We start from the raw sequence: 22,000 nt of genomic DNA, 5'->3' as shown, positions 1-22,000 counted from the left end.
TGATGCTCTCCGAACTCATTCAGCAAGCCGCCGCCGAGCCGCAGGTTACCGACATCATCCTGAAGGAAGGAGACCCCATGTGGGTTCGTCTCCAGGGCGAGGTGGTGCGCTCCGAATCGTCCAAGGTGACGCGGGACCAGATGCAGACGCTGCTGAAGAAGCACCAGCAGCATATCGGCGTTCCCGCCGAAAACATCCAGAGTGTTTTGGAGGAGAAAGCAGGGGACCTCGACTTCGCCATCAAGGTTGGCCAGTTCCGCTTCCGATGCAACCTGTATCTGACCAACGGTCGCCGCCTGGCGGTCGCAATGCGACGCCTGCCGGACAAGGCACCGCCGTTGGCGCAGCTTGGCCTGCCCGACGGCTACATGAAGCGCCTGCTTACGCAATCGAAGGGGCTGCTGCTCGTGACGGGCGCCACCGGCTCGGGCAAGACCACCACGCTCGCATCGACCGTCGACTTCCTGAACGAGTCAAAGTCCGCCCACATCATCACGCTGGAAGACCCGGTGGAGTACCTTCTCACCTCGGAGTCCTGCCTCGTCGACCAGCGCCAGATTGGCCGCGACACCAATTCGTTCTCCAACGGCTTGCGCGCTGCCCTGCGCGAAGACCCCGACATTCTGCTCATCGGTGAGCTGCGTGACTTTGAGACCATCAAGACCGCGCTGGCGGCAGCGACCACGGGCCACCTGGTGCTCGGCTCGCTTCACACCAACTCGGCACGCCAAAGTGTGGAGCGGCTCACCAGTGAGTTCGGCGCCGAGCGCCGCGACTGGGCCCACATGGTGCTCTCCCAGGCGTTGCTTGGCTGCGTGACCCAGACCCTCGTTCCCCGTGCGGACGGGAAGGGCCGTGTGCTTGCCGCCGAGCTGATGATTTGCACGCCCGACATCAAGACTGCCATCCGAGATGGCAAGACGTCCGCCATCTTCAACCACATGGACACCGGCTCCTCGTTCGGCCAGGTGCTCCTGAACACGACGCTGCGCAACTTCGTTCGGTCGGGGGTCATCACGGCAGATGAGGCGCTATACGCCTCCTACGACCCCGCAAACCTTCGAAAGGAGCTTGGCCTTGCTTAAGTCAACCCTCGGCGCCCGTCGCCAGCGAGGCTTCTCGCTCCCCGAGGTGCTCATCGCGCTTTCGGTCATCACCATCGTCTCGTTCATGGTCATCGGAGCCGTGGGCCCCTGGCTCGGCTTGAAGCAGAACATCGACAACGACCGCCGTATGCAGGACATTCGACAGGGCCTTCAGGCCGTGTACGAGACGCGTGCGTACGAAGCCGAGACGCTCCCGGCCGGCCAGTTCTTCGGCCTGGTGACCAGCACCATCGACGGCGCCGGCAACTGTAATCTGCAATCAAGCGCATTCCGCCAGCTCAATACGCTCATCAGCGACGCAGGGGCCCAGGCCGCGAAAGACGGCTACGGAAACGCATGGTGCGTATTCGTCTCCGGACAACTCCAGAAGCCCGTGGATGGCACAACGCTCTACTACCGCAACATCTCCATCGTCTCCGCGGGCTCGGACAGCCTTTTGGCGCCGGGCACGCGGATGGCTGCGGATGGTTTGATGAACTACAGCGGCGACGATGTCGGCATCACCGTCTCTGGCTACGACGTGCAGTACCCGAAGCTGAAAGAAACGCTGCGCCGGATGTCTCGCGTCGCCACATCTTATGAAGCGTACTTCAGCATGCGCTTCCTGTCCTATGCGGACCGCGACATCACGCGCGACTACTTCAGCCAGCGGTATGACGCCTCGAGCGCTGTCGCCAGCACGGAAGGCGGCTGGGCGAACGCGGACGCGCTACTGGCAAACATCGGCGTGAGCGCCAGTGACGCCTTCACCGCGTGGGAGCGCAACAACAACATCATCGTCGCGAACTACGACGAGCAGCTCGGCAGCCAGCGCGTTCGCTCACCCGCCACGACAGGTACGGGCATCTTGCCTTACACGGCAATCCTGGCGGCCCGGGTCCCTGCGCCGGCTGGCGTAGACCTCTACGTGACCCGCGTGGCAGTCGGCAATTACTAAACCCATTCGCTATAGCTGCGAGCAAACGGAAAATCTCATGACCAAACCTCTCATCCTCGCCCTGGCCCTGGCTGGCTTGTCCTCGGTAGCGTTCGCTCAGGCGCCTGCGAAGGCCCCCGATGCGCCCGCCGCCATCGCGGCGCCCGCTGCAACCCCTGCTTCGGCAGTTGCGGTGGCGCCAGCAGCCCCGACCCTGTCCTCGTTGACCGCGGGCGCGGTGGCCACGTTGGGTGCAGTGCCTTCGCAAGCCCCCGTGGCATTGCCGGGCACCTCCTCGGACCAAGCTGGCAGCTTCGTCAATCCGTTCAACGGCAAGCCGCTGTCGACCGAGCAGCTGCAGCGTGAGCTCGAGGTAGCGCGCTACCGCTCCCAGCTGCTGGAAGAGCGGTTGAAGCAGACGAGCACGGAAGCAGAAATCAAAAACGTCCCGATTCGCAAGGGTGTGGAAGCCGCTCAGGCATTGACGCAGACCAAAAAGGAAGAACTCCAGCTGCGGGATGTCGAGCAGTCCATGAAGCCGCAGCCCAAGCCTTCGGCACAGGAGCAATCTGGCGAGCCAAAGCCGGTCAAGAAGTCGGCAAAGGCGCTCGCCAAGGAAAAGGCAGAGGCCGAAGCTGCTGCGCGTCGCGCAGCGGAGATTCAAGCCGCCCAGGCCGCGGCGATTCCTCCGGCAACCTTGCTGTCGGTCATCTCGGTCGGTGGCAAGAACTCGGTCGTGCTCGACATCCGCGGGAACGTGGCTACCATCGCTGACGGCGAGATGAGCCCCGCAGGCCCGGTGAAGGTCATCAACACGCAGAGCGCCAACGTCGGCGGCCGCACGCTCAAGGTTCACGACCAGACCATCGGCCGCTTCGTGGTGTCCGACGCCAAGAAGGACCCCGTGCTACTGGGTGCGGGCATGCCGGTGGGCGGTGCTTCCTTCAATCCCGGGTCCAACGTGACCGCGCTGCCGCCGTCCATTCCGGCCAACAAGGCCGCGACGCTGCCGCCGCCCCCGCTGCCGGCCGGCTTGATGAACACGACGAACGCCAACAAGACCATGCCGTCGGTCGCCCTCCAGTAAGCGCTCGTACATCGCTCGCCGACACTGCTCTCGCCCGTTGCGAAAACCCTAACGGGCGTTGTCTTATGAGTGCGGCGTCGCTGATTCCTACACGGGGCACCCAAAGCCCGTCAGACACTCGAAGGAATCATGGAACTCTGCCTCATCTGGGCGCAAGCCCGAAGTCGAGCCATCGGTAAAGCCGGCACGCTGCCGTGGCGCGCGCCGGCCGACCTCAAGCACTTCAAGGACCTGACCGGCGGATACCCGGTCATCATGGGGCGCAAGACGTGGGAGTCGCTGCCGATGCACCCCTTGCCAGGCCGGCTGAACATCGTGGTCACCAGCAAACCGCTCCAGCACGAAGGCGGCTTCGCCTGCAGCAGCCTCGAAGACGCGCTTGCGCTGGCGGGTACCTCCCGCCCCGCCAAGGTCTTCGTCATCGGTGGCCAGGCGTTGTACGAGCGAGCGATTCGGGTTGCGGATACGCTTTACGTCACACAAGTCGACACAAACGTTATAGATGCCGATGCATTCGGCCCTCCTATAGACGCGAGTGTGTTTCAGCTCGATGCTCAAGTCGCGGTCAAGGACGGCAGCTTGAACCTGGTCTTCGAGACCTATCGACGGCAGCGCAACCCCCGCTGACCCTGCTTAAGCGCCCGGATTGACGTCCGGGTGCTTTTTTGCGTCCTGGAAATGCAAAACGCCGCCCGAGGGCGGCGTTCGAGGCGGGAGCTAGAGCTCAGGCGGCCACGGCGTTCATGGCATCGTTGGCGACTCGATTGGAGCGGCGTTCGACCAGCGCCACTTCGACAGCAGCGGTCAACTGCTTGCTCACGTACCCGGAGCAGTTCTTGTACATGCCGGTTTCGAAGCGGGCGGCAGCCTCGCGCACCAGCTTGTTCACGGAAGGCAAACCACCAGGAACCGCACGGCAGGCCTGGGTGACCAGGAGGGGGTTCAGGGAAACCGTGGTCACGCGGCCGTCGCTGCGCTTGACGCGGAACAGTTTGTAGAAGTACGTGGTTTTCGGCTGTTGCTTGGTGGTGGCTGCTGCAGTCATGTGATTCCTTCGGCGGTTGGGGTTGGGCCTAAAACGAGTGACAGTCGAATTCTGTCAGTGTTACGAATTATACGAGCACTGTCAGTATCAGTCAAGCGGCTAGTGGTATCGCTCGGACGTGTAGGCACCGCTGCACATAAACGATTCAGCTATACGGTGATGCCGCCTTTAAGCCCCGACACCACCTATGCGCCCCAAGCTCCTTAAAAGTTTCATCGTCGTCCTGCTGTTCTGGTTCCTCTTCTCCACCGTCTGGTGGACCCTGGCCTCGCCAGAGACGAACTACAAGGCCTTGGTCGCCCTGCAGAAGCTCCTGCCCTTCATCAACCTGAAGGTCCCGGCGGAAATCTCCATCATGGGGGCCTGGCGGGTGCAAATCTCGGTGCTCGCATACTGGACCGCTCCCATCCTGTTGGGGTCTGCCATGTTCGGAGCTGTTGGCCTGGGCCTGGTATGGACGCAGGCGGCGCGCCAGAGCAAGGAACGGGCAGAGCGGGAAGCGGGTTCGGGCTCCTTCCGCGAGGTCACTATCACCCGCGGCGAGCTCCCGCTGCCCAAGACCTGGCCGCGCGATGAATTGGACTTGGGCGCCGACGACGACTCGGCGCTGTCGCGCATGACGGAAAAAGAGCGTGTGCTGCTCGGCGACGTCCTCGGGACGCTTTCGGCGCACCCTGACGCATACCCCGGAGAAGGCGTGAGGGTCAGCCTTCTCGAGCACGCCCTCAACCTTGCCTCCAAGGCATTGACCCATCGCCGGTACCCTGGCCTGTCGGCAGTGGTCGCAGCAGCCCACGAGCTCGGGAAAATTGAGGCGTACGTGAAGCGTGGCGATACCTGGACGGCCATCAAGGACCATGACCGCGAGGCCTCCCGCATCCTCGGTACGCTGACCTCGTGGTGGGCCCTGCCGGAAGCTGACCGCAATGCGGTGATGATGGCCGTCAAGTTCCACAGCCGCCCGCGCCAGATTCCTGATGTCAACGGCGACCCTGCCATCTACCGGCAAGCGCGCGAAATCCTGGATGCAGCCGATGGCGCCCAGGCTGAAGCCCTGACCGAGCAGAAGACCCAGACCCTGGAGAAGCTCGAGTTGCCGGACCTCATCCTGGAGGGCTTCCTCCAGGCGCTTCCGCAACTCTCGTTCCAGAGCCGCGGCTTGCCCAAGGGCGTGCAGGCCGTCGCCTGGAAAGTGAAGAACCGCGTCTACATGCTTGAAATCAAGCTGCGCGACACCGTGCTCGCGAAGCTGCCACAGGAAGTGCGCGGCGCACTTGCCCCCAATCCGAAGGAGCGCAGCCGCCTCCAGCCATTCACCCTGGCACTCTTGAAGGCCCTGGACGAAAAGGGTTGGCTCGTGCGCAAGCACGAGAGTACGAAGCTTGAGGTCAAGGAGGCGCTGTGGAACGTCAAGGCAGGCAAGCTGGAGTTCAAGGGCGTCATCATCATCGACGTGCCTGAGGAGTACATGACGCAGCTCCCGAAGGAGGACAGCATGTACGACGTTGCCATCTCCGGGACGCTCTTCACGCCATCGGCTTCTACAAACGCCGCGACCGTCGCAGGGACCGCCATCTCGAAGGGGGACCTGCTGGGCAGCGTGCTCAAGCCAGCTACGCCGAGAGAAAAGCCGCCTGCGCCGCCGGCCGAGGTTTAAACGCCTGTGCCTAGAACTATGAACCTCGCCCCTCTCTACCGATGAAAAAACTTCACCTTGCCGTCGCGGCGCTGCTGGCCACCGCCTCCGGCGTTGCGCTCGCACAGTCCGCACCAAATCCCTTCGCGCGCCCCGTGGAGCCCGCGCAGCCGGCCCCCGTGGTGGAGCAGTCGCAACCGGGAATGCCGCTGGCCACGCCGGGCGTCGTTCAGGCACCCGTACCGGCTGCGCCGGCAATGCCCATCGTGCTTTCCAAACCCACCATTGAAGAAGAAGTGGACGCAAGTCGAGTCGGCACGGTAAACGGCCTGCGCATCTACCGCGGCACCAACACGTACGTGTTCGAGAAGGCCGCTGACAAGGAACTCATCCGCAGAGTCTCCAACCCGGCCGCGCAGGTTGGCGCTCCCGCCGCGACCGTCGGGGCTCCGGTTCCGATGCCCGCGGCGCCCACTCCGCGCGACCTGCCGTCCAGCGTCGGCAAGCCTGCCCCGAAGAAATAAGGAACCCTTGAAAATGAACAAGACCCTGCGACTCGTCGCCGTGGCCGCAGCCGTCATGCTGGCGGGCTGCTCCACCATCACCCCCAAGGATTTTCCTGAGGACCTTCCGAATACCTCGCTGAAGGCGGAGCAGGCCATGTCCATCTCGGAGGGCTGGGACGCGGCACCGGTGGTGAAGGAGGGGAAGGCGTCCATCGTCATCATGACGCCGTTCTCCCTCCCGCCTGAAGTCAAGAACCGCAAGGTGCAGCTGAGCCTCGAGCCGGGTGCAACCGTCAAGGACGTGGTCGCCGTGCTGGGCGAGATGGGCGTTCCCATTCTGATTTCGGATGAACAGGCCGCCGGCAAGAGCTTCTACATGCCGCGCTTCAACGGCACCCTCGGCCAGCTGCTGAGCGCCATCGGTCGCGCAACGGATGTCTGGTTCACCTGGAACGAAGGCGCCGTCCTTGTCTCGAGCACCGAGCGCATCGCCGTGAGCGTCCCCCAGGACAACACCTTCGGTGAGGTGCTGGTCAAAGGCCTGGACGCCATTGGCATCAAGGAGCGTGCGGTTACGTGGCAAGCCGGCATGGCCTCGCTGGACGTCACCCCTTCGCAGTACCGCAAGGTTCGCCACTACCTCGGCCGCATGACGGACAACTCGGCCTTCGTGACGCTGCAGGTGGCGGTGGTGAACGTGACCCTGAACCAGAACGCCAAGCAGGGCGTGGACTGGGAGAAGCTCCAGCTGGCGGCACTGACTGGCGGCAACGTCCAGGATATCCAGGCCTGGCAGAAAGCGCTCAACCTGAACCAGCCCACGACCGGCACCGGCATCAACGGACAAACCGGCACAACCGGGACCAACGGCACGACCGGAGCGACCGGCACGACGGGCACGACGGGCACGACCGGCAACGCCGTCGCCGATGCAGCCAACGCTGTGGGCAGCATCGCAGGCGCAGTGTCCCAGGCAGGCTTCGCTGGCGGCGCTCTGCAAGGCCTCATCTTCACGCAGCGCTTCAACTTCTCCGGGATGTTCAACTTCCTGCAAACGTACGGCAACGCCGAGACCAAGCAGAACGTCCTGCTGAAGACGGTGGCCGGCAACAAGGTCGAGTTCAAGTCGCTCACCCAGATTCCCTACGTGAAGGAAATCGGCGTGACGCAATCGACCGGCGCGAACAACAACACCGCGCTGGGCTCGACGCAGACGGAGAAGGCTGACGACGGCATCACCGTCGAAATGACGCCGACCTATGACTCGGCTGCCAACACGGTGACGGTGGACATGAAGCTTGCCATCAAGGCCGTGATTGCCTTCAACGAGCTGTCCGCGGGCAACCAGCTCGGCAAGCTGACCCAGCCGACGACGGCGGAACGCAGCTTCAACGATATCCTGCGCATGCGCCCCGGCCAGACCGTGGTCGTCGGCGGCCTGGCCTACGACTCTATTTCGAACAGCTTCGGCTCACCCCTGTTCCTGCAGGGCACCAAGGCTGAATCGCAGACCCTGAAGCTGGACCGCCAGAGCATGTTCATCGTCGTGCGCTCGAGCGTGGTTCGCATCGGCCAGCTCGTCGAGGAGTCGGAGCCTGGCATGGAGGACTACCTCGAGCTCGCGCCCGGCAAGGCCAACCCGACCGCCGCCGAGAAGCGCAAGGCCGGCGGCCGCCTGAACGCGGGCAAGGCGGAGTAAGGACGCAGATGAACAACCTCCAAGAATCCCCCGCCCCGAAGCAACCTTCGGAGCCTTCGTTCGATGAGGAGTGGCGCGAGAGCGACTTCCTCCCCACGGGAGAGCAGCCGGTGAGCCAGGCCCTGGAGCCCATCGCAGAGGAGGCGACCGCCCAGGCCGCAGACGCGCTGCCGGTCATGAAGCCGAGGAAGCGCTTCTTCGGCAGCCGCATGAAGTCCGCCGTGAGCGAAGACCCGACCGCCGCGTCCCCGGGCGAGCCAACGACCGTGCTGCGCTCGGCTCCCATTCGAATCCTCATCGGCTACCTGCCGGAGGTCCGCGAGCGTGACGCCCGCGAGTACGCGCTCGGCGTGGCGGAAAAGCACTTCGACCAGCCGGCCATGGCTTTCTACGACGCCTTCAAGCTCGGGGACGGCTACGCCTACGAAGTGCACGAAGGCGGCGACGGCGTCGCCTACCTGCCGCAAATCATCAAGTACTTCGACAGCCTCGGCCCCTATCGCGCGGACGAGCCGGCGAAGGTGACCATCCGCACGGGCACGCGCCTCGTCGAAGTGGAGCGCCAGGCCACGGGACTGTCGGCCATTCTTCTGCCGGAATCGTCCACGAAGGAACCGACCGCCTGGCTGGCGCCGCGCGAGCGCATGTCGCCTGCCCTGAACCAGCGAACTCGTTTTCTGGTGCTGGGCGCCGTGTTCTTCGTGACCGGCTTCTTTGCCCTGGTGGGCTCCATGGTGACGCGATACCAGCCGTACGACGCACCGGTAGCCTCCGCCGTGAGCCGCGTGAACTATGACGACCTGCCAATCTCGCGCTGGCCGCGCCTGCAGTCCTTGCAGCCGAACTCGTACGTTGCAAAGGTGGAGTACGCCGACAAGCGATGGAAGGCGCTTGATATTCGGGACGCCCGGATGACGCAGGCTGCGCCCGTCGGTGCGCCGCCCCCGCCGCAGGTGGCGCCGCCAGCTCCAGACCTTACGCCGCCTCCCGCTCCCCCTACGACTCCCGCCGGGCAATAAGGACCGATACATGTCTCCAGAACAAAAACGCAAGTTCAACACCGCGGCTGGCTCGACGTTCATCGCCATCGGCGTGTTCGCATGGGCGCTGACCTCCTATTTTGCGGTGACCCCGAGCCAGGCACGCCCCGCGCCGACCTATAGCGGAGCAGTCGTCGACCTACAGTCGTGCGCGGGCACTCTACGCAGCCTGGGCTACAGGGATGTCGCCATGAAAGGCGATGACATCATCATCTTCGAAGAACTCTCCGACGCCCCGAAGGAGCAGTTGGAGCGCGCCACGCTGGCAGCCACCGTGTGCAAGCTCGAGATGAAGTCGTTCTGCATGGGAGAGGCCTGTGCGCGCCCTGGGATGAGCTTGACCGTGGCCCGTCCGCAGGCCATGAGAGAAGCGGCAAAGGCGAAGCCTGACGCGGCTGCAGCGGCCGCGAACCCGGGACCCGCGGCCTCCGGGTCGAAGTTGATGCCTCCAAAGGCGTTGCCCAAATCTTAAGACAACGGCCCGCACTAGCGGGCCTTTTCAATCCGATTGGGGCTGTACGCAAATAGGCCTCAACCATATAAAAACTGATATTCGTTTCTTAGTCGACTTTCTATACGGAGTATCAGCAGGCTGCGAGTGACGCATGTGCGTCAACCGACCGGCTGGTGAATTTTCCACTCCATCAAGGATTCGACACCATGTTCTCCCTCATCATCACCATCATCTCCATCGCTCTGGTCGCTGCTCTGGCTCTCGCCACCATCTACTACGGCGGTACCGCCTTTAACAAGGGTGCCGCTGAAGCCAAGGCCTCGCAGTTCATCAACGAAGGCCAGCAGCTGAATGGCGCTTCGCAACTGGCCAAGACCGACGTCGAAGCCGGCACGCTCGTGGCTGCCCCGGCCACCATCGACGACCTAGCACCGGCATACCTGGCGCAAGTCCCCGGCACCTGGGCGTCGGCCGACATGACTCTCGCAACCTCGGTCGTGCCCAGCAAGAAGGTGTGCGACGCCATCAACGTGAAGGCAGGCCTGCCGGAAGCCGGCCCGGCCGACGCAGCCGAAGAAGCAGCCAAGGCCTTCTTCTGCAAGGGCGACGGCGCTGCAACTCCGGTGTACACCATCACCTACAAGCTGTAATCGCATGCGGGGCATGCCCCGCACACGTACAGCGCACAGAAGCGGCCCCTTGGGCCGCTTTCTCGTTTGCGTCCTCCTGACACACCACCTGACGTCCCGGGAACCCTGCAGACTCTCGTCGGTCACTAGCAGGCCAGCTAGGCCGCATTCTCCTATGCATGTCCATAGTGCTGGTCGCGCGGGTCGTTTACCGGCCCGGTAGCGCGCCGGTCGCCGCAGTTCGCGGCCAAGCCCAGCGTTGAGGAAGAACAATACAACTCAGAAGGCCTCTGGCTTATGCCCCCCCGACGTTGCCATGCAAAGGGGTGTTTCAAGCCTTGCGACAGCGGCACGAGCGCAAAGAGAAAGCGGCACGCGATGCGTGCCGCTTTGCAGTTGGTAGCGGAAGTAGGATTCGAACCTACGGTCTCCTGGTAATGAGCCAGGCGAGATGGCCAGCCTTCTCCATTCCGCGGTAAGCTTTGATGGGACTGCGCTTCAGTCGATAGCACAGCAGACAGACTTGGCCTCATAGGCCGTATCGCTGCACTGCGGGACGCCTTCAATCCCGAGCTTTTTGTTGACGGCTGCGCAAGCTTCGCTGGACACCTCGGCACGGAAGGCGTAGTCGGTCGAGAACCTCCACGACTCCTGCGGCCATGCCTTCAGGTACTTGCCGTCTTGAAGCAGTGTGTCCTTGATTTGCTGCTCATCGCCGGTGGGCATCTGGCCATCGTTGTGAAGCTTGTAGAGTTCGAGTGCGCCGACCAATTGGCTGCCCTCTTGAAGGTACCGCGCACTTTGGGCGGCTGCCGAGCTACCTTTGCCCGCATCCTTCAGATAGAGGAGGGTGGCAACGGCAAGCACTGCCACTAGAGCAATGGCTAGGATTGTGACGATGAGCGAGAACATATTGAAGACTCCAAACCTGGTTCGGTTGCTTGTGTTGCTTGAGGGTTGATGCTGCTTGCACGTATAGGAACGCGTTTAGCCGAATACTCCGCCGGAGGCCATAAGCATTGGAAGGATTGCTTGGCCGAACAGAATGCCTCCGGCAATACACATGAAGAGGGCAGCGATGAGGTTCAGCATTGGCACGAACGACGCTAGCCGCTGTGCGTATAGCTCACGATACTGATTTGCTAGCGTGCCCAGTGTTCCGGCCACTTGTTCTCGGTCCGATGCGCTCATTAGGGATGCCTTGTCGGTCGGATGAAATGTGGTCATCACCTGGGGCCAACTGCGCCCCGTTTTTACCGCGGTAGTCGCGTTCATCAGGTCGGTGCGCAAAGCGCCCTTAGGAGCACCTACAGCAGAGAGGCGCAGCGCTTCTTCGGTGCGTACCCCGGACTTCACGAGCAAGCTCAGCCCGTACAGAACTATGAAGTTGTTCTTGGCAAGGATAAGGTCCTTGTAGTACGGAATCTTAAGGATGAAGCGGTCTGCGTGGACGGGACTGATTTGCCGGCCCACGGCTGCAAGCAGAAAGAAGAACAATCCTATGACCATCAGCACGGCCATGATGCAGCCGACCACAAAGGCCGTGGTGTTGATGAAGTCGATGTTCACGGAATCACCCGCGGCCTTGATTAGGTCGGACCCCATGATTTTTGGCCCGACGTAGAGCGTACTCACGACCGTGATGACGCCCGCGAAGACGAATGAGAAGATGCCGGTCGCCAGGCCCTTGGCCGCACCCTTCTTGACCTTCACGAGCTCGCGCTCAAACTCGGCAGCGTCGCGCAGCGCGCGCCAGGTCTCGCCTGAGCGAGCGCCAGCCTTGATGAGCGCCACAGTAGCTTCTGGGAAATCTGGTGCGCCGACAGCTTCCATGGCGTCCGAGAGGTCCTTGCCGGCTTCCACCTGGGCAAGCAGGCGGGCAGAGACCTCCTGAATGCGGCCCTTGAACGTATCGCGAAGCAGGGCCAGCGCTGCGGAGGTACCCACGCGCGAACTCAGCATGGCTGCCAGGCGGCTAAAGAAGATTTGGCGGTCAGCGACCGTGAGGCCGCGGCCGAGGTCCATGCCGACCTTCTTCTTGACCGTGACAATGCGACCCATCTTGCCCAGATGGTGCCGCGCCTCCTCGGCCGTACGGGCCTGGAGCTCAACCCGCTTGACTGAGTTGTTCTTGAGCTTTACGCGCCCTTCGAAGACTGGCATTTATGCTTCTCCCTTGTCCAGCTTCTCGAAGAGCATCAGCGCTTCTTCACCGAAAACGCGGATTACTTCCTTGCGGGTCGTGATGCCTTGCTGGCACTTCAGGATGGCATCTTCGAGCATCGTCGGCCATGAGCGCTCGCCGGCGAGCAGCTTCTTCACGTCTTCTTCAGTCGAGAAGTAGGCACTCTCAGAAATCACGGTCCGGCCGCCATACCCACTGTGGTAGCAGGCAGGGCACCCGTCGCCCTTGCAGTGCACGCAGGTAGTCCGAATGAGGCGCTGCACAAGGATGGAGCGCAGCAGGTACAGCAGTTCGTGCTGAGGCACCTCCAGGTCCCGTAGACGCGCGACCACGCCGAAGATGGAGCCCGTGTGCAGGGTGCCCAGCACCAGGTGGCCCGTTTCGCCGGCCTTGATGGCATTCCGGGCGGTTTCCGCGTCCCGGATTTCACCTACCACGATGACGTCCGGGTCAGACCGCATGAAGGCGCGGATACCGCGCGAGAAGTCCAGGCCGAGGGTTTCGTTCTTGTTGACCTGGCCAACGTACGGGATACGGTACTCGACAGGGTCTTCCATGGTGAAGATGGAGCTGCCAAAACGGTCCATCTCGCGGATGGAGGCGTTCAGTGTCGAGGTCTTGCCCGAGCCCGTGGGGCCGGCGATGAGGCACAGGCCGTCCGGGCGGGACACGCCCTTGCGCCATTCCGAAATGCGGGTGACACCCAGGCCGTCCAGCGAAGGCTGCACGCGGTCAGGGTCCAGCAACCGGATGACGATGTACTCGCTGTTGCCGGTCGGGATTGCCGAGACCCGGAGGTCGACCAGCTTCCCGTTGTATTCCATCTGAAAGCCCCCATCCTGCGGGACGCGCCGCTCGGCCAAGTCCATGCGGGAAAGGTCCTTGATTCGCGCAGAGAGGGTGTTGTACTCGTCGAGCGTGCCCTCGTGGGTGTGCGCCCGGCGACCGAGGTACCGGCTGAAGATGGTGTAGGAGTCATACCGCGGCACGATGTGCAAGTCGGAGACGCCGTCAGCGAAGGCGCGCCGCAGAATCTTGTCAACAAGAGAGTCGTCGTCCTGCTCCATGGCGCGCACCTGCTCGAGGTAGGAGTCGACCTTCTCGAAGTCCGCCGCAACGAAGACGAGCTCAGCTTCGGGGTAGTAGGGCTTTATTTCTGCCGCCGCCTGGCGCTCGGACTCGAGAGTAGCCAGGTAGACCTTGCCCGCCGCTTCAGCGACCACCATTGTGCGCGTGCCCATCAGCACGTCGGCCGGGATTCGCGCGGTAAAGAGCGACTCCCCGTGAATCATGTCGGGATTGGTGGCAAGAATCGTCTCGAGGAGCGTGGCTCGCGAAATGAAGCCACCCCGGCACAGGATGAGCCCCAGGCGCTCCTGCGTGATTGCTTGCTCTGCTTTGGCGGCATGCAGAACCTGCTGGGTGATGTACCCCTTCTGAATCAGGTATTCACCGAAGCCGGTTCGTTTCGCGGGTGCTGGGGCAGGGGGCGTGTCGTTCATTGATGATGCGCTCGTATCCATGTGGAGCGTATAAGTCCAGCGTTTAAATCTTTAAACGGGACCGCGTTTAAAACCCAAAGGCTAAAAAGAACACACACCACACTGAATTTGAGGCGCAGCCCCATGGAAAACGTAGAGCTCGACAACCTTGGCATCCTTCGCCAGACCAAGGTTCCGCATGAGCTGGACTGGATGACTGACGACGAGAAGCGCTTCATGCTCGTCCTGTTGGACGCAGGGGAGTTCGGCCTGCTGAAGCGACAGGTGCTGAAGGAGCTGAAAACTCAGCCGGACCTCGCGATGCGCCTGTCTGCCCACGGCCTGGCCGACTGGGGTACCGACCGTCATGGCAAGGAGAGCTTCTTCGCCCTGTCGAACAAGGGGGAGGAGGTCGCCGGGATGCTCCTACGCATTGCTCGCAACGCCAGCCACGCGTCCATTCGTGAGCTCAAAGCGCAGGATGCCGCCGAAGTGCACGCCGGCTAAACCCGTAGGCTAAAGGTTCGAACGACCTCAATCGAACCAGAAGGACTCACCGTGCAAGACAAGACCTGCAACATCGTTGCTCAGTACGTACAGGCGCTGTATGCGACCGCGCACGTTCGCCCCTATGAGAACAAGAGCCAGGTGAGCAACGCCGTCAGTGTCGAGCTCACCTCGGAGGCGCTGGAGCACCCGGGTCACCATCGCGTGGAGTTGTCGGTGACGGTCGAGGCCACCAATGAAGAAGGCGTTCTTTGCTTCGAGGCCGGCGCCGCCCTGGAAGCCATCGTTGCGCACGCAAACCTCACCGACGAAGAGCTCGCTGCCATGCTCGAGCGGCAGATTCCAGGCCTGCTCATCGGAAACATCCGCGCCGCCATCTCCACTGCCACCATGCAGACAGGTTACGGCCCCATCACCCTGCCGCCCCTGTCGGGCGACCAACTGCTGGCGCTTGCCCGCAAGAAAACCGGCGAATGAACGCAATACTCTGGATTTTCGTCGCGCTGGCCTTCGGCTTGATGGCCTTCGTCAGCATTCAGGATAAAGTTCCGGAGGAGCTGGCGTTCCTCAAGAGCGGGGGCGACATCGTAGAGGGTCCGCTCCCGGAGCAGCTCAAGGAAGAGCAGCTCGATGGCTGGACAATTCGCCAGCAAGGCCCCGTGTTGGAGGCTACACGCCGAGCAACGGGCGACATGGTCGTCAACGGAACCTCGTACGACGTTCCCTCGTTCGGCTTGCTCTGCAACGCCGGCGCACCCGATGCCCGCATCGACTCGCGTATGGCTACGACTGGTGTCAAGACGACTCCGGTGGAAGTCGACGGCAAGGCCGCCGAATGGCAGAAGGGGAGCGGCCTGAACATCTTCCCGCCGAATCCGGTCGAGTTCACGCGCTACCTTGCCAGCAAGCCGAGCGTTTCATTGACGCTTTCCTTCCGGGACCTTGGGAAGCAGACCGTGGTGTTCGACACCCACCAGCTGAAGCAACTGCTCCGCGGGTTCCCGGCGTCCTGCCGCTGACTGCGGACCAAGCACGCGCGTCGAAGCGGTTGTTGGAGCGCCTGCTGTGTAACCGCTTTTCTGCCTGCCGCTGACGGCGCACAATCCCACCCGAGGGGGTCTGTATGGGCATTGACGACGTCCGACATTTCTTAGAAGACTGGAGCGGGCCTGCGCAGGGAGTGGAGGCAGTTGTCGCCGTAGTTGTAGTCGCCATCGCGGCCCGCAGGTGGTTTGTGCCCTGGTGGAAGCGCCGAGCCGAGCATGCTGAAGAACTCAAGCGGTCAAGCCGAGAGCAGCTCAAGGCCCGGGCAGCCGAGCTGTTGGCGTTCGACGCAGAGTCATCAGAGGAGTTGCGTCTTGGCAAGCTTGAAGAGGCTATGGAGCTGCTCCGGCGACTCAACGATACGGTAGGTCTGGCAAACGCTTGGGTTGCGGCGGCGGAAGTGCTGTGCGTGCCGGGTTCACCGGTCAGAGACGACGAGCGGTCTATTGAATACGCGCTGAAGGCCGGCGACTACTTCGAGAGTGCGGGTGAAGCCTATCGAGCGGCGCGTGCGTACCGGGTAGCCGCCCGAGGCGTTGAGTGGCGAGACGACAGCACCGCGTCTTTGGTGGAGGCAGCCACGTTGCGCAGCAAGGTGGCGAGACTTTATGAGTCGCTCGACTACGGCGACGCGGCTGAAGAGGAATGGAAAAGGGTGCGGGACCTCTACAGCGTGGCCAGAGAAAAAGATAGAGCAAAAGCCAATCTCATCGGCGAATAGTCCAGCCAGCGCTAGGCAAGCGAAGGGGTCCTCCGCGGTTGGATGCTGTGTTGCTTTCCGCCTTTGTGCAACACGGGGTTGCGGCGCGGCGGTCAATAAAAAGGGGCCGAAGCCCCCTTGCTGATGCCCGGCGAGTCGGTCAGGCATCGAGCGCGCTGGTGGCCTCGTCGTTCGCAGACACGGCGCCCGGCTTCGGCATCACCAGGGCGCGCACCTTGCCTTCGATTTCTGCCAGCAGGGTGGGGTTGTCGCGCAGGAAGTCGCAAGTGTTGTCACGGCCTTGGCCAATCTTCTCGCCCTTGTAGCTGTACCATGCGCCCGACTTCTCCGCCAGCTTGTGGGTCACGGCCAGGTCGAGCACCTCACCGGCCCGTCGCACGCCCTGCCCGAAGAGGATGTCGAACTCTGCAGTCTTGAACGGGGGCGAGACCTTGTTCTTCACGACCTTGACCTTCGTCTCGTTGCCGATGGCCTCGTCACCCTTCTTGATGGTGCCGATGCGGCGGATGTCCAGGCGCACCGAGGCGTAGAACTTCAGTGCATTGCCACCGGTGGTCGTCTCGGGCGAGCCGAACATGACGCCTATCTTCATACGGAGTTGGTTGATGAAGATGACGAGGCAGTTGTTTTGTTTGACCACAGCGGTCAGCTTCCGCAGCGCCTGGCTCATCAGGCGGGCTTGCAGACCGGGCAGGGAGTCACCCATCTCGCCCTCGATTTCAGCCTTGGGCGTCAGCGCGGCTACCGAGTCGACGACGATGATGTCGACTGCGCCGGAGCGGACCAGGGAGTCAACGATTTCCAGGGCTTGTTCGCCGGTGTCCGGCTGGCTGATGAGCAGGTCAGAGAGGTTGACGCCGAGCTTTTGGGCGTACTGCACGTCCAGCGCGTGTTCTGCGTCCACGAAAGCGCACTGCAGGCCCTGTAGCTGGCCTTCGGCGATGGTCTGCAGGGTGAGGGTGGTCTTGCCCGAGCTTTCCGGACCATAAATCTCAACCACGCGGCCGCGGGGCAGGCCGCCGATGCCAAGCGCGATGTCCACACCCAACGAGCCCGTCGACACCACCTCAATAGCCACCGGCGGTGCGTCGTCGGAGAACTTCATGATGCTCCCCTTGCCGAACTGCTTTTCGATGTGTTGGAGGGCGGCGGCGAGGGCTTTTTGCTTGGCTTCGTTCATGGGGGGTGCGTACGGTAGGAAAAATGGAGGAGGGACCCAGTAGGCAGGGCCTTCGGGCAGAGAAGCATTATAGCTCCCAAGCGTTTTAAAGTCCAGCAAAGTTGCGTTTTAGATGAGTCGCCTTGAGGGCGCCGGTGCCGCGTCCCTACACCTTGCAGGACATATTTCTCAAGGAGCAACAAATGCAAGTCATCAACATTCCCGCAGGTAGCCTGGCCGTTCTGTCCGGGCTGCCCGGGGCAGGAAAATCGCACCTGTTGCAAAACAGTCGTTTGCCGCACGGCATCGTGCAGTCGAGTGACGCTCTGCGTCGCGCGTTCGGTGGTGAATCGGTCTTCATCGCGGCCGATGGCCACGTGGTTTCCGAGCCGCTTCAATCGGTAAGCCTCCTTGTGTGGGAGACCATCGAAAAGGTGGTTGAGGAGCGCCTGAAGCAGGGGCTCACGACCATCGTCGACGCCACGCTCGTGGCGGACGAAATCCCCGGAAGCTTCGACCGCGCTCGCTTCGCCAAGATGGCCCAGCAAGCCGGCGTGCCGTTCAAGGTCATCATCGTCGATACTCCGATGGAGCGGGTGCTCGCCCAGAACGCGAGCCGAAGCGCTCGTGTGCCTGAGCGCGCCATCCAAGAGTTCCTCGAAGGTGTCACGGTGCCAGCGCAGGGCAAGGCCCCCGCGTACGTGCTTGGCGGCTATCAGCGCACCTCTCGCTTTCCTCACGAAGTCGTGACGTCCGACGCGGTAGTCCGCGTGGTGGCGCCTCTTCAGCTGGAGGGCGAAAACTGGGACATTGTCGGCGACATTCATGGCCTGCTGCGCGAACTGCGTGCCCTGCTCGAGAAGCTGGGGTACGAGGAGTGCCCAGACGGACTCCATCGCCATCGCGACGGGCGCCGGCTCCTTTTCCTGGGCGACCTGGTCGACCGGGGTCCGGAGAGCATCGAGACGCTGCGTTTCGTGATGCGTATGTGCGCGGCTGGGCTGGCAAAGGTGGTCATGGGTAACCATGACGCAAAGCTCGTCGCGTTCTGGGACACGGCCAAGCAGGAGAAGCTGGACTTCTGGCGCTCCTTCAGCAATGCCCAGACCGGCATGGAGCTGCTGCGCCTGCCTGAGGACGAGGGGGAGCGCATCATCGCGTTCCTGCGCTCGTTGCCGCACTTCGCAATGTACGAGAACGACACCCAGCGGGTGGTGTTCGCCCATGCCGACGCCAAGGCGTTCAATCTGATGCGAACCCCGCGCGACGAAGTGCTTCACGGCGCATCGAACTGGGGCCGATTCGACTCAGACGCGGCCATGCAGCGCTACCTCGACACGTACGACTTCTGCTCTGCCGAGCTGGTGCCGCCAACCAAACGCCAGTACTACATCCGCGGGCACATCCCGGGTACGAGCTGGCAGGTGAAGGTGGTGAGCCTGGACGCACACGCGTTTCAGAACGGCTCGTTGCTCGCAATGCGGCTGGATGACTACCTGAAGGGCAAGAGCTCGGTCGTGCCTCTGCCCACGACGTACGACTTTAATGCAGTGCAAGCTGCCCGGGTTGCACCCTACGTTGGCCTGCAGGAACTGGTGACAAACAAGCTGGCAACAGTGTCGACTGACACCCGCTACGGCTTGCGCCTCTTCAAGTACGCAAAGTCGGTGTTTTACGAGCACCTGTGGGGTACGAACAGTGCACTTCTGCGGGCGCGCGGCCATGTCTACGACGTGGCGGGCAACGTCGTCTCGCAGCCGTTCGACAAGGTTTTCAACTACAAGGAGGAGGGGGCGGGTCTCGACCTGGCGCCCGAGACTCGGGTGCGCGCGGTGGTGAAACTCAACGGATTCCTCGGAGTCGTGAGCCCCCACCCTGTGATGCGGTCCGACCTGCTGGTGCACACGACCGGTAGCTTCGAAAGCGATTTCGTCGGCTACATCAAGGACTTCATTACCGGCCCGGTTCGCGGGAAGATGCTAAAGCTGTTCAGCAAGCGTCCCTTGACGCTGATGTTCGAAGTTCTGCACGAAAAGGACCCACATATCGTTCCCTACGAGAAGGAAGACCACGGCTTGCACCTCATCGGCGCGCGCGAAATCCGACAAGGGTCGTCGCTGCTGACAGAAGGTGAGCTGGACGACCTGGCCGCAGAGCTGGGCTTCCGCCGGCCGGAGCACTTTGAGACGACGTTCGGTGAGCTGCTGAAGCTCAACGCCGCTTGTCACCACGAAGGCCACATGGTGCGGTTGCTCGACGACCAAGAGACGATGGTTTTGAAGCTTAAGGGCCCCGTGTACCTGACTTCAAAATTTCTCGCTCGCATGTCTGACGGCAAATGGAAGCACCTGTTCGCAAATCCCGCTTCCTTCAAGCTGCGAATCGATGAGGAGTTTTACTCTCTCGTCGATACTTTGACGACAAAGTTTTCGCTGGAGGCCATCCTTCAGCGCGACGAGCAAGAGAAGCTCGCGTTAATTCGCGAACTCGTTCTGTAGCATTCTTCCGCGCCGCCCAGTCTGTCTGGGCGGCGCATTTTTCGCGTTGGAGATTCCTTGCCCCCGGTGCCGGCCGGACTTGGATGCTGTTCAGGCCGCCGCGTGCAAACGGAGGGACGGAGTTCCACAGCTCGTAGGTGCAGCACTCGAAGCGGTCCAGGCTAACCCGCCTTTCAGATGGTTCGGCGCGGCGTTTAACGCACGTTACTACACGTGCAAACATGTTCCTCCCGGATGCCACAATGAAATCCCTCAACCGTTCCCTATTTGCCCTTTTGCTTGGAGCTTCTGTCCTTGCCCCGGCCTTTGCCCAGACAAGGTATACGCTTCGCGTCCCTACCCGCGGCATGGCGGTCGCGTCGCCGACCACGCCCGCCAGCCTCAGAGCGAGCCTGGCCGCTATTGATTTCGGCATCGAGGTCGGCGGCACCGGCCCATACACGCGGACCGTGACGCTGTCAAACACAGGCGATAGCCCCGTAACGGGCCTCTCCGTCAATGGTGGAGGTGAGTTCGGGCTGTCCGGCTGCGCTGGGGGAGCCCTCGCAGCGAAGAGTTCCTGTGACGTGTCGGTGAGCTATACCCCCGTCGCGACCCTTACCGGTCCGCGCTCCGGTACGTTGTCGGTCGCTGCGGAGGACCCGGCGGTCTCGCTCGATATTCCCGTGACGGCCGATACCCGGCAGAACATCTGGGCCACTCGCTCGCCATACACGGCGTCTACCTTCTACGGTGTCCCGTTCTCTACGACCGTGGAGATTCACAACCCGCCGAACGGCAAGCCTCAGCCCTTGACGCTTGCCATGCTGGACGGCAATCAGGGCTGGGAGCTCGACCCGTCCCTAGGGACTTGCCCACCGAACGGGTCTGTGCTCCCAGCGCCTCATTCCTGCACCATCGGAGTCAAGTACACGGCAGGCGACCTTCCGGGGAATGACGTCCTGCAGGTGAGCTCGCTTTTCTCGATTCCTGTCAAGGGGACGCCTTTGGCCAGCCAGGTTCGAGTAACGAGCGGAGCCGTGGCTATCGGCCCCCTCGCTTTGGGGGCGTCGGGTACCGCGTCGGTCGACCTCCGCGCGGATGGCAGCATGGGTGCCACCTTCAAATCCTGGGCGTTGCCGGCAGGGCCAGGCTGGGCTCTCGACTACTACACCTGCACGTCCGCGCTTACTGGCTTTGGCGGCAGCTGCAGGTTCAAGGTCACGTACACGAACACGACCGGTGTCGCCCCCGTGAACCCGAGCATGTCCATCGTGACCAATGTCGGCAAGGTGACGATTCCCATCGCAGTGACCGTGAACTGAGGCAGCGCCGCTGGGCGACTGAGAACGCTCAAAAGGGGCGCCCTAAGGGGCGCCCTGCTCTTTTCTCGCCTCAACCTCCGAAATGGAAAAGCCCCGGCGATTGCAGCCAGGGCTTGAATGAGGCAGGGGAGCTGGAGGCTCGTTGCTCAGAAGCGAAGGAGGTTCTTTCTGACCTTCACGCCGTAGTGTTCCAAGACTGCGGCCCGGAAGCGCTCCCACTCATCCTCCCCGGCGGGCGCATGGGTGCACATGAGGCACTCCTTGGCTCCCTGCATCTGGGCGGTGGCTGAGTTGTGAACGTCGATGCCGAACTTCTTGCTGAAACGTGCAACGCATGAGCCGTCGGAGGCATTCACCCAGACCGTGTCCCGGCTGCCGGAGACCTGGGTTTCGAATTGCAATGTTGTCATGAAGATGCGTGAGTAGCTGTCAAAACAGCGTGGATTGTCCTAGCGCCGTGTCCAAGCCCGCCTCGAAGCGGCGGAAGCCTGCGACCAGGTTGCGAATGTAGCGCGACTCGAGGCCTGCGCCTTCCCATGCTCGCGCAGCCTCGCTGCGGGCCTGGGTGAAGTGCGAACAGGTCGCGAGCCACTCAGAGCCGCCGCGGGCTTCGACCTCGGCAGCGAGGGCGGGGTGCTGGCGAAATTTGGCTGCAATGATTTCAACCATCATTTCGTCCCGGTCGGGGGCAACCTGCTTTGACACCTGATAGGCCGTCTCCGCATCAGGGAAACGCCGGCCGTTGTAGTGGAGGGGGTAGGACTGCTTGAGTACACCCTTTTGACGGGCCAGCTCCGTTGGGTTCGTCAGGGCAGCGCCCAAGGGGATTTCCGCACCGGAAAAGATGTTGAGAGGAGGGGCCAGGTTGGTCATGGTCTGTTTCGGGCGAGGTGCCCTGGAGTTCCTGATGAGGCGTGTAGGGACCCCGGGGGTCGCAGAGGCAACAGAAAGGCCCCGTGAGGCGCAATGCCTGCGGGGCCGAG

At 62.5% G+C, this 22,000-nt stretch carries 23 protein-coding genes and 1 tRNA gene; 16 read left to right on the top strand and 8 right to left on the bottom strand.

The window, feature by feature from the left end:
* The first annotated feature begins 2 nt into the window (after positions 1–2).
* The 4 genes from G3W89_RS32500 (at position 3) to G3W89_RS32485 (ending at position 3,736) form a co-directional block, all read left to right on the top strand.
* The gene (locus G3W89_RS32500; RefSeq protein ID WP_068673528.1) at positions 3–1,085 is read left to right on the top strand and encodes a type IV pilus twitching motility protein PilT; all 1,083 of its coding nucleotides are present in this window, start codon (positions 3–5) and stop codon (positions 1,083–1,085) included.
* A complete protein-coding gene (locus tag G3W89_RS32495) occupies positions 1,078–2,043 on the top strand; it encodes a type II secretion system protein (protein WP_232076910.1) in 966 nt (321 codons plus the stop codon). The genes G3W89_RS32500 and G3W89_RS32495 overlap by 8 nt, the downstream gene beginning before the upstream one ends.
* A gap of 37 nt (positions 2,044–2,080) precedes the next feature.
* Complete coding sequence (locus G3W89_RS32490; RefSeq protein ID WP_068673523.1) at positions 2,081–3,109, top strand: hypothetical protein; 1,029 nt, start codon at positions 2,081–2,083, stop codon at positions 3,107–3,109.
* Positions 3,110–3,238: 129 nt separating this feature from the next.
* The gene (locus G3W89_RS32485) at positions 3,239–3,736 is read left to right on the top strand and encodes a dihydrofolate reductase (protein ID WP_068673521.1); all 498 of its coding nucleotides are present in this window, start codon (positions 3,239–3,241) and stop codon (positions 3,734–3,736) included.
* A 97-nt stretch (positions 3,737–3,833) separates the two neighbouring features.
* On the opposite strand, the gene G3W89_RS32480 is transcribed toward G3W89_RS32485, so the two are convergent.
* Positions 3,834–4,154, bottom strand: a complete 321-nt coding sequence (locus G3W89_RS32480; protein ID WP_068673519.1) for a hypothetical protein — start codon at positions 4,152–4,154, stop codon at positions 3,834–3,836.
* A gap of 187 nt (positions 4,155–4,341) precedes the next feature.
* On the opposite strand from G3W89_RS32480, the gene G3W89_RS32475 reads away from it, so the two are divergent.
* From G3W89_RS32475 to G3W89_RS32450, 6 genes are all read left to right on the top strand, one after another.
* Entirely contained in the window at positions 4,342–5,811 is a 1,470-nt protein-coding gene (locus G3W89_RS32475; RefSeq protein WP_068673517.1) for a hypothetical protein, read from the top strand.
* 41 nt (positions 5,812–5,852) lie between these two features.
* Positions 5,853–6,314: a hypothetical protein gene (locus tag G3W89_RS32470; protein ID WP_068673515.1), complete on the top strand. Its 462-nt coding sequence runs from the start codon at positions 5,853–5,855 to the stop codon at positions 6,312–6,314.
* Between the two features lie 13 nt (positions 6,315–6,327).
* Positions 6,328–7,995 carry a hypothetical protein gene (locus G3W89_RS32465; RefSeq protein ID WP_068673513.1) on the top strand — a complete coding sequence of 556 codons (1,668 nt, stop codon included), beginning with the start codon at positions 6,328–6,330 and terminating at the stop codon, positions 7,993–7,995.
* Positions 7,996–8,003: 8 nt separating this feature from the next.
* On the top strand, positions 8,004–9,014 hold the full coding sequence (locus tag G3W89_RS32460) for a hypothetical protein (protein WP_068673511.1): 1,011 nt from the start codon (positions 8,004–8,006) through the stop codon (positions 9,012–9,014).
* A gap of 10 nt (positions 9,015–9,024) precedes the next feature.
* Positions 9,025–9,507: a hypothetical protein gene (locus G3W89_RS32455; protein WP_068673509.1), complete on the top strand. Its 483-nt coding sequence runs from the start codon at positions 9,025–9,027 to the stop codon at positions 9,505–9,507.
* 188 nt (positions 9,508–9,695) lie between these two features.
* A complete protein-coding gene (locus G3W89_RS32450; RefSeq protein WP_068673507.1) occupies positions 9,696–10,139 on the top strand; it encodes a hypothetical protein in 444 nt (147 codons plus the stop codon).
* A 376-nt stretch (positions 10,140–10,515) separates the two neighbouring features.
* Here the strand turns inward: G3W89_RS32450 and G3W89_RS32445 are convergent.
* From G3W89_RS32445 to G3W89_RS32430, 4 genes are all read right to left on the bottom strand, one after another.
* Positions 10,516–10,593: transfer RNA gene (locus G3W89_RS32445), tRNA-Met, on the bottom strand.
* A gap of 23 nt (positions 10,594–10,616) precedes the next feature.
* A complete protein-coding gene (locus tag G3W89_RS32440; protein ID WP_068673504.1) occupies positions 10,617–11,030 on the bottom strand; it encodes a hypothetical protein in 414 nt (137 codons plus the stop codon).
* A 75-nt stretch (positions 11,031–11,105) separates the two neighbouring features.
* Positions 11,106–12,281, bottom strand: coding sequence for a type II secretion system F family protein (locus G3W89_RS32435; protein WP_068673502.1), 1,176 nt, complete (start codon positions 12,279–12,281; stop codon positions 11,106–11,108).
* Positions 12,282–13,805, bottom strand: a complete 1,524-nt coding sequence (locus G3W89_RS32430) for a GspE/PulE family protein (protein WP_162570711.1) — start codon at positions 13,803–13,805, stop codon at positions 12,282–12,284.
* A 123-nt stretch (positions 13,806–13,928) separates the two neighbouring features.
* Between G3W89_RS32430 and G3W89_RS32425 the strand changes: the two genes are divergently transcribed.
* The 4 genes from G3W89_RS32425 (at position 13,929) to G3W89_RS32410 (ending at position 16,056) form a co-directional block, all read left to right on the top strand.
* Positions 13,929–14,291, top strand: coding sequence for a hypothetical protein (locus G3W89_RS32425; RefSeq protein ID WP_162570712.1), 363 nt, complete (start codon positions 13,929–13,931; stop codon positions 14,289–14,291).
* Positions 14,292–14,342: 51 nt separating this feature from the next.
* Positions 14,343–14,768: a protein-export chaperone SecB gene (locus G3W89_RS32420; protein WP_162570713.1), complete on the top strand. Its 426-nt coding sequence runs from the start codon at positions 14,343–14,345 to the stop codon at positions 14,766–14,768.
* Positions 14,765–15,310: a hypothetical protein gene (locus G3W89_RS32415; RefSeq protein WP_162570714.1), complete on the top strand. Its 546-nt coding sequence runs from the start codon at positions 14,765–14,767 to the stop codon at positions 15,308–15,310. The genes G3W89_RS32420 and G3W89_RS32415 overlap by 4 nt, the downstream gene beginning before the upstream one ends.
* Before the next feature lie 104 nt (positions 15,311–15,414).
* The gene (locus G3W89_RS32410) at positions 15,415–16,056 is read left to right on the top strand and encodes a hypothetical protein (protein WP_162570715.1); all 642 of its coding nucleotides are present in this window, start codon (positions 15,415–15,417) and stop codon (positions 16,054–16,056) included.
* Between the two features lie 139 nt (positions 16,057–16,195).
* On the opposite strand, the gene recA is transcribed toward G3W89_RS32410, so the two are convergent.
* The gene (gene recA, locus G3W89_RS32405; RefSeq protein ID WP_068673491.1) at positions 16,196–17,236 is read right to left on the bottom strand and encodes a recombinase RecA; all 1,041 of its coding nucleotides are present in this window, start codon (positions 17,234–17,236) and stop codon (positions 16,196–16,198) included.
* 182 nt (positions 17,237–17,418) lie between these two features.
* Here recA and G3W89_RS32400 point away from each other — a divergent pair, with 182 nt between their 5' ends.
* On the top strand, positions 17,419–19,713 hold the full coding sequence (locus tag G3W89_RS32400; protein ID WP_162570716.1) for an AAA family ATPase: 2,295 nt from the start codon (positions 17,419–17,421) through the stop codon (positions 19,711–19,713).
* Between the two features lie 242 nt (positions 19,714–19,955).
* Positions 19,956–21,017: a choice-of-anchor D domain-containing protein gene (locus G3W89_RS32395; protein ID WP_162570717.1), complete on the top strand. Its 1,062-nt coding sequence runs from the start codon at positions 19,956–19,958 to the stop codon at positions 21,015–21,017.
* A 146-nt stretch (positions 21,018–21,163) separates the two neighbouring features.
* Here the strand turns inward: G3W89_RS32395 and G3W89_RS32390 are convergent, their stop codons facing one another.
* On the bottom strand, positions 21,164–21,427 hold the full coding sequence (locus tag G3W89_RS32390; RefSeq protein WP_068673485.1) for a hypothetical protein: 264 nt from the start codon (positions 21,425–21,427) through the stop codon (positions 21,164–21,166).
* A gap of 19 nt (positions 21,428–21,446) precedes the next feature.
* A complete protein-coding gene (locus tag G3W89_RS32385; protein ID WP_162570718.1) occupies positions 21,447–21,890 on the bottom strand; it encodes a hypothetical protein in 444 nt (147 codons plus the stop codon).
* Positions 21,891–22,000 lie beyond the last annotated feature (110 nt).

The organism is Variovorax sp. PBL-H6 (genome assembly GCF_901827155.1).
Lineage (GTDB): Bacteria > Pseudomonadota > Gammaproteobacteria > Burkholderiales > Burkholderiaceae_C > Variovorax.
Note: the sequence above shows the minus strand (reverse complement) of the source record. Positions and strands in the feature narration are given on the sequence as shown.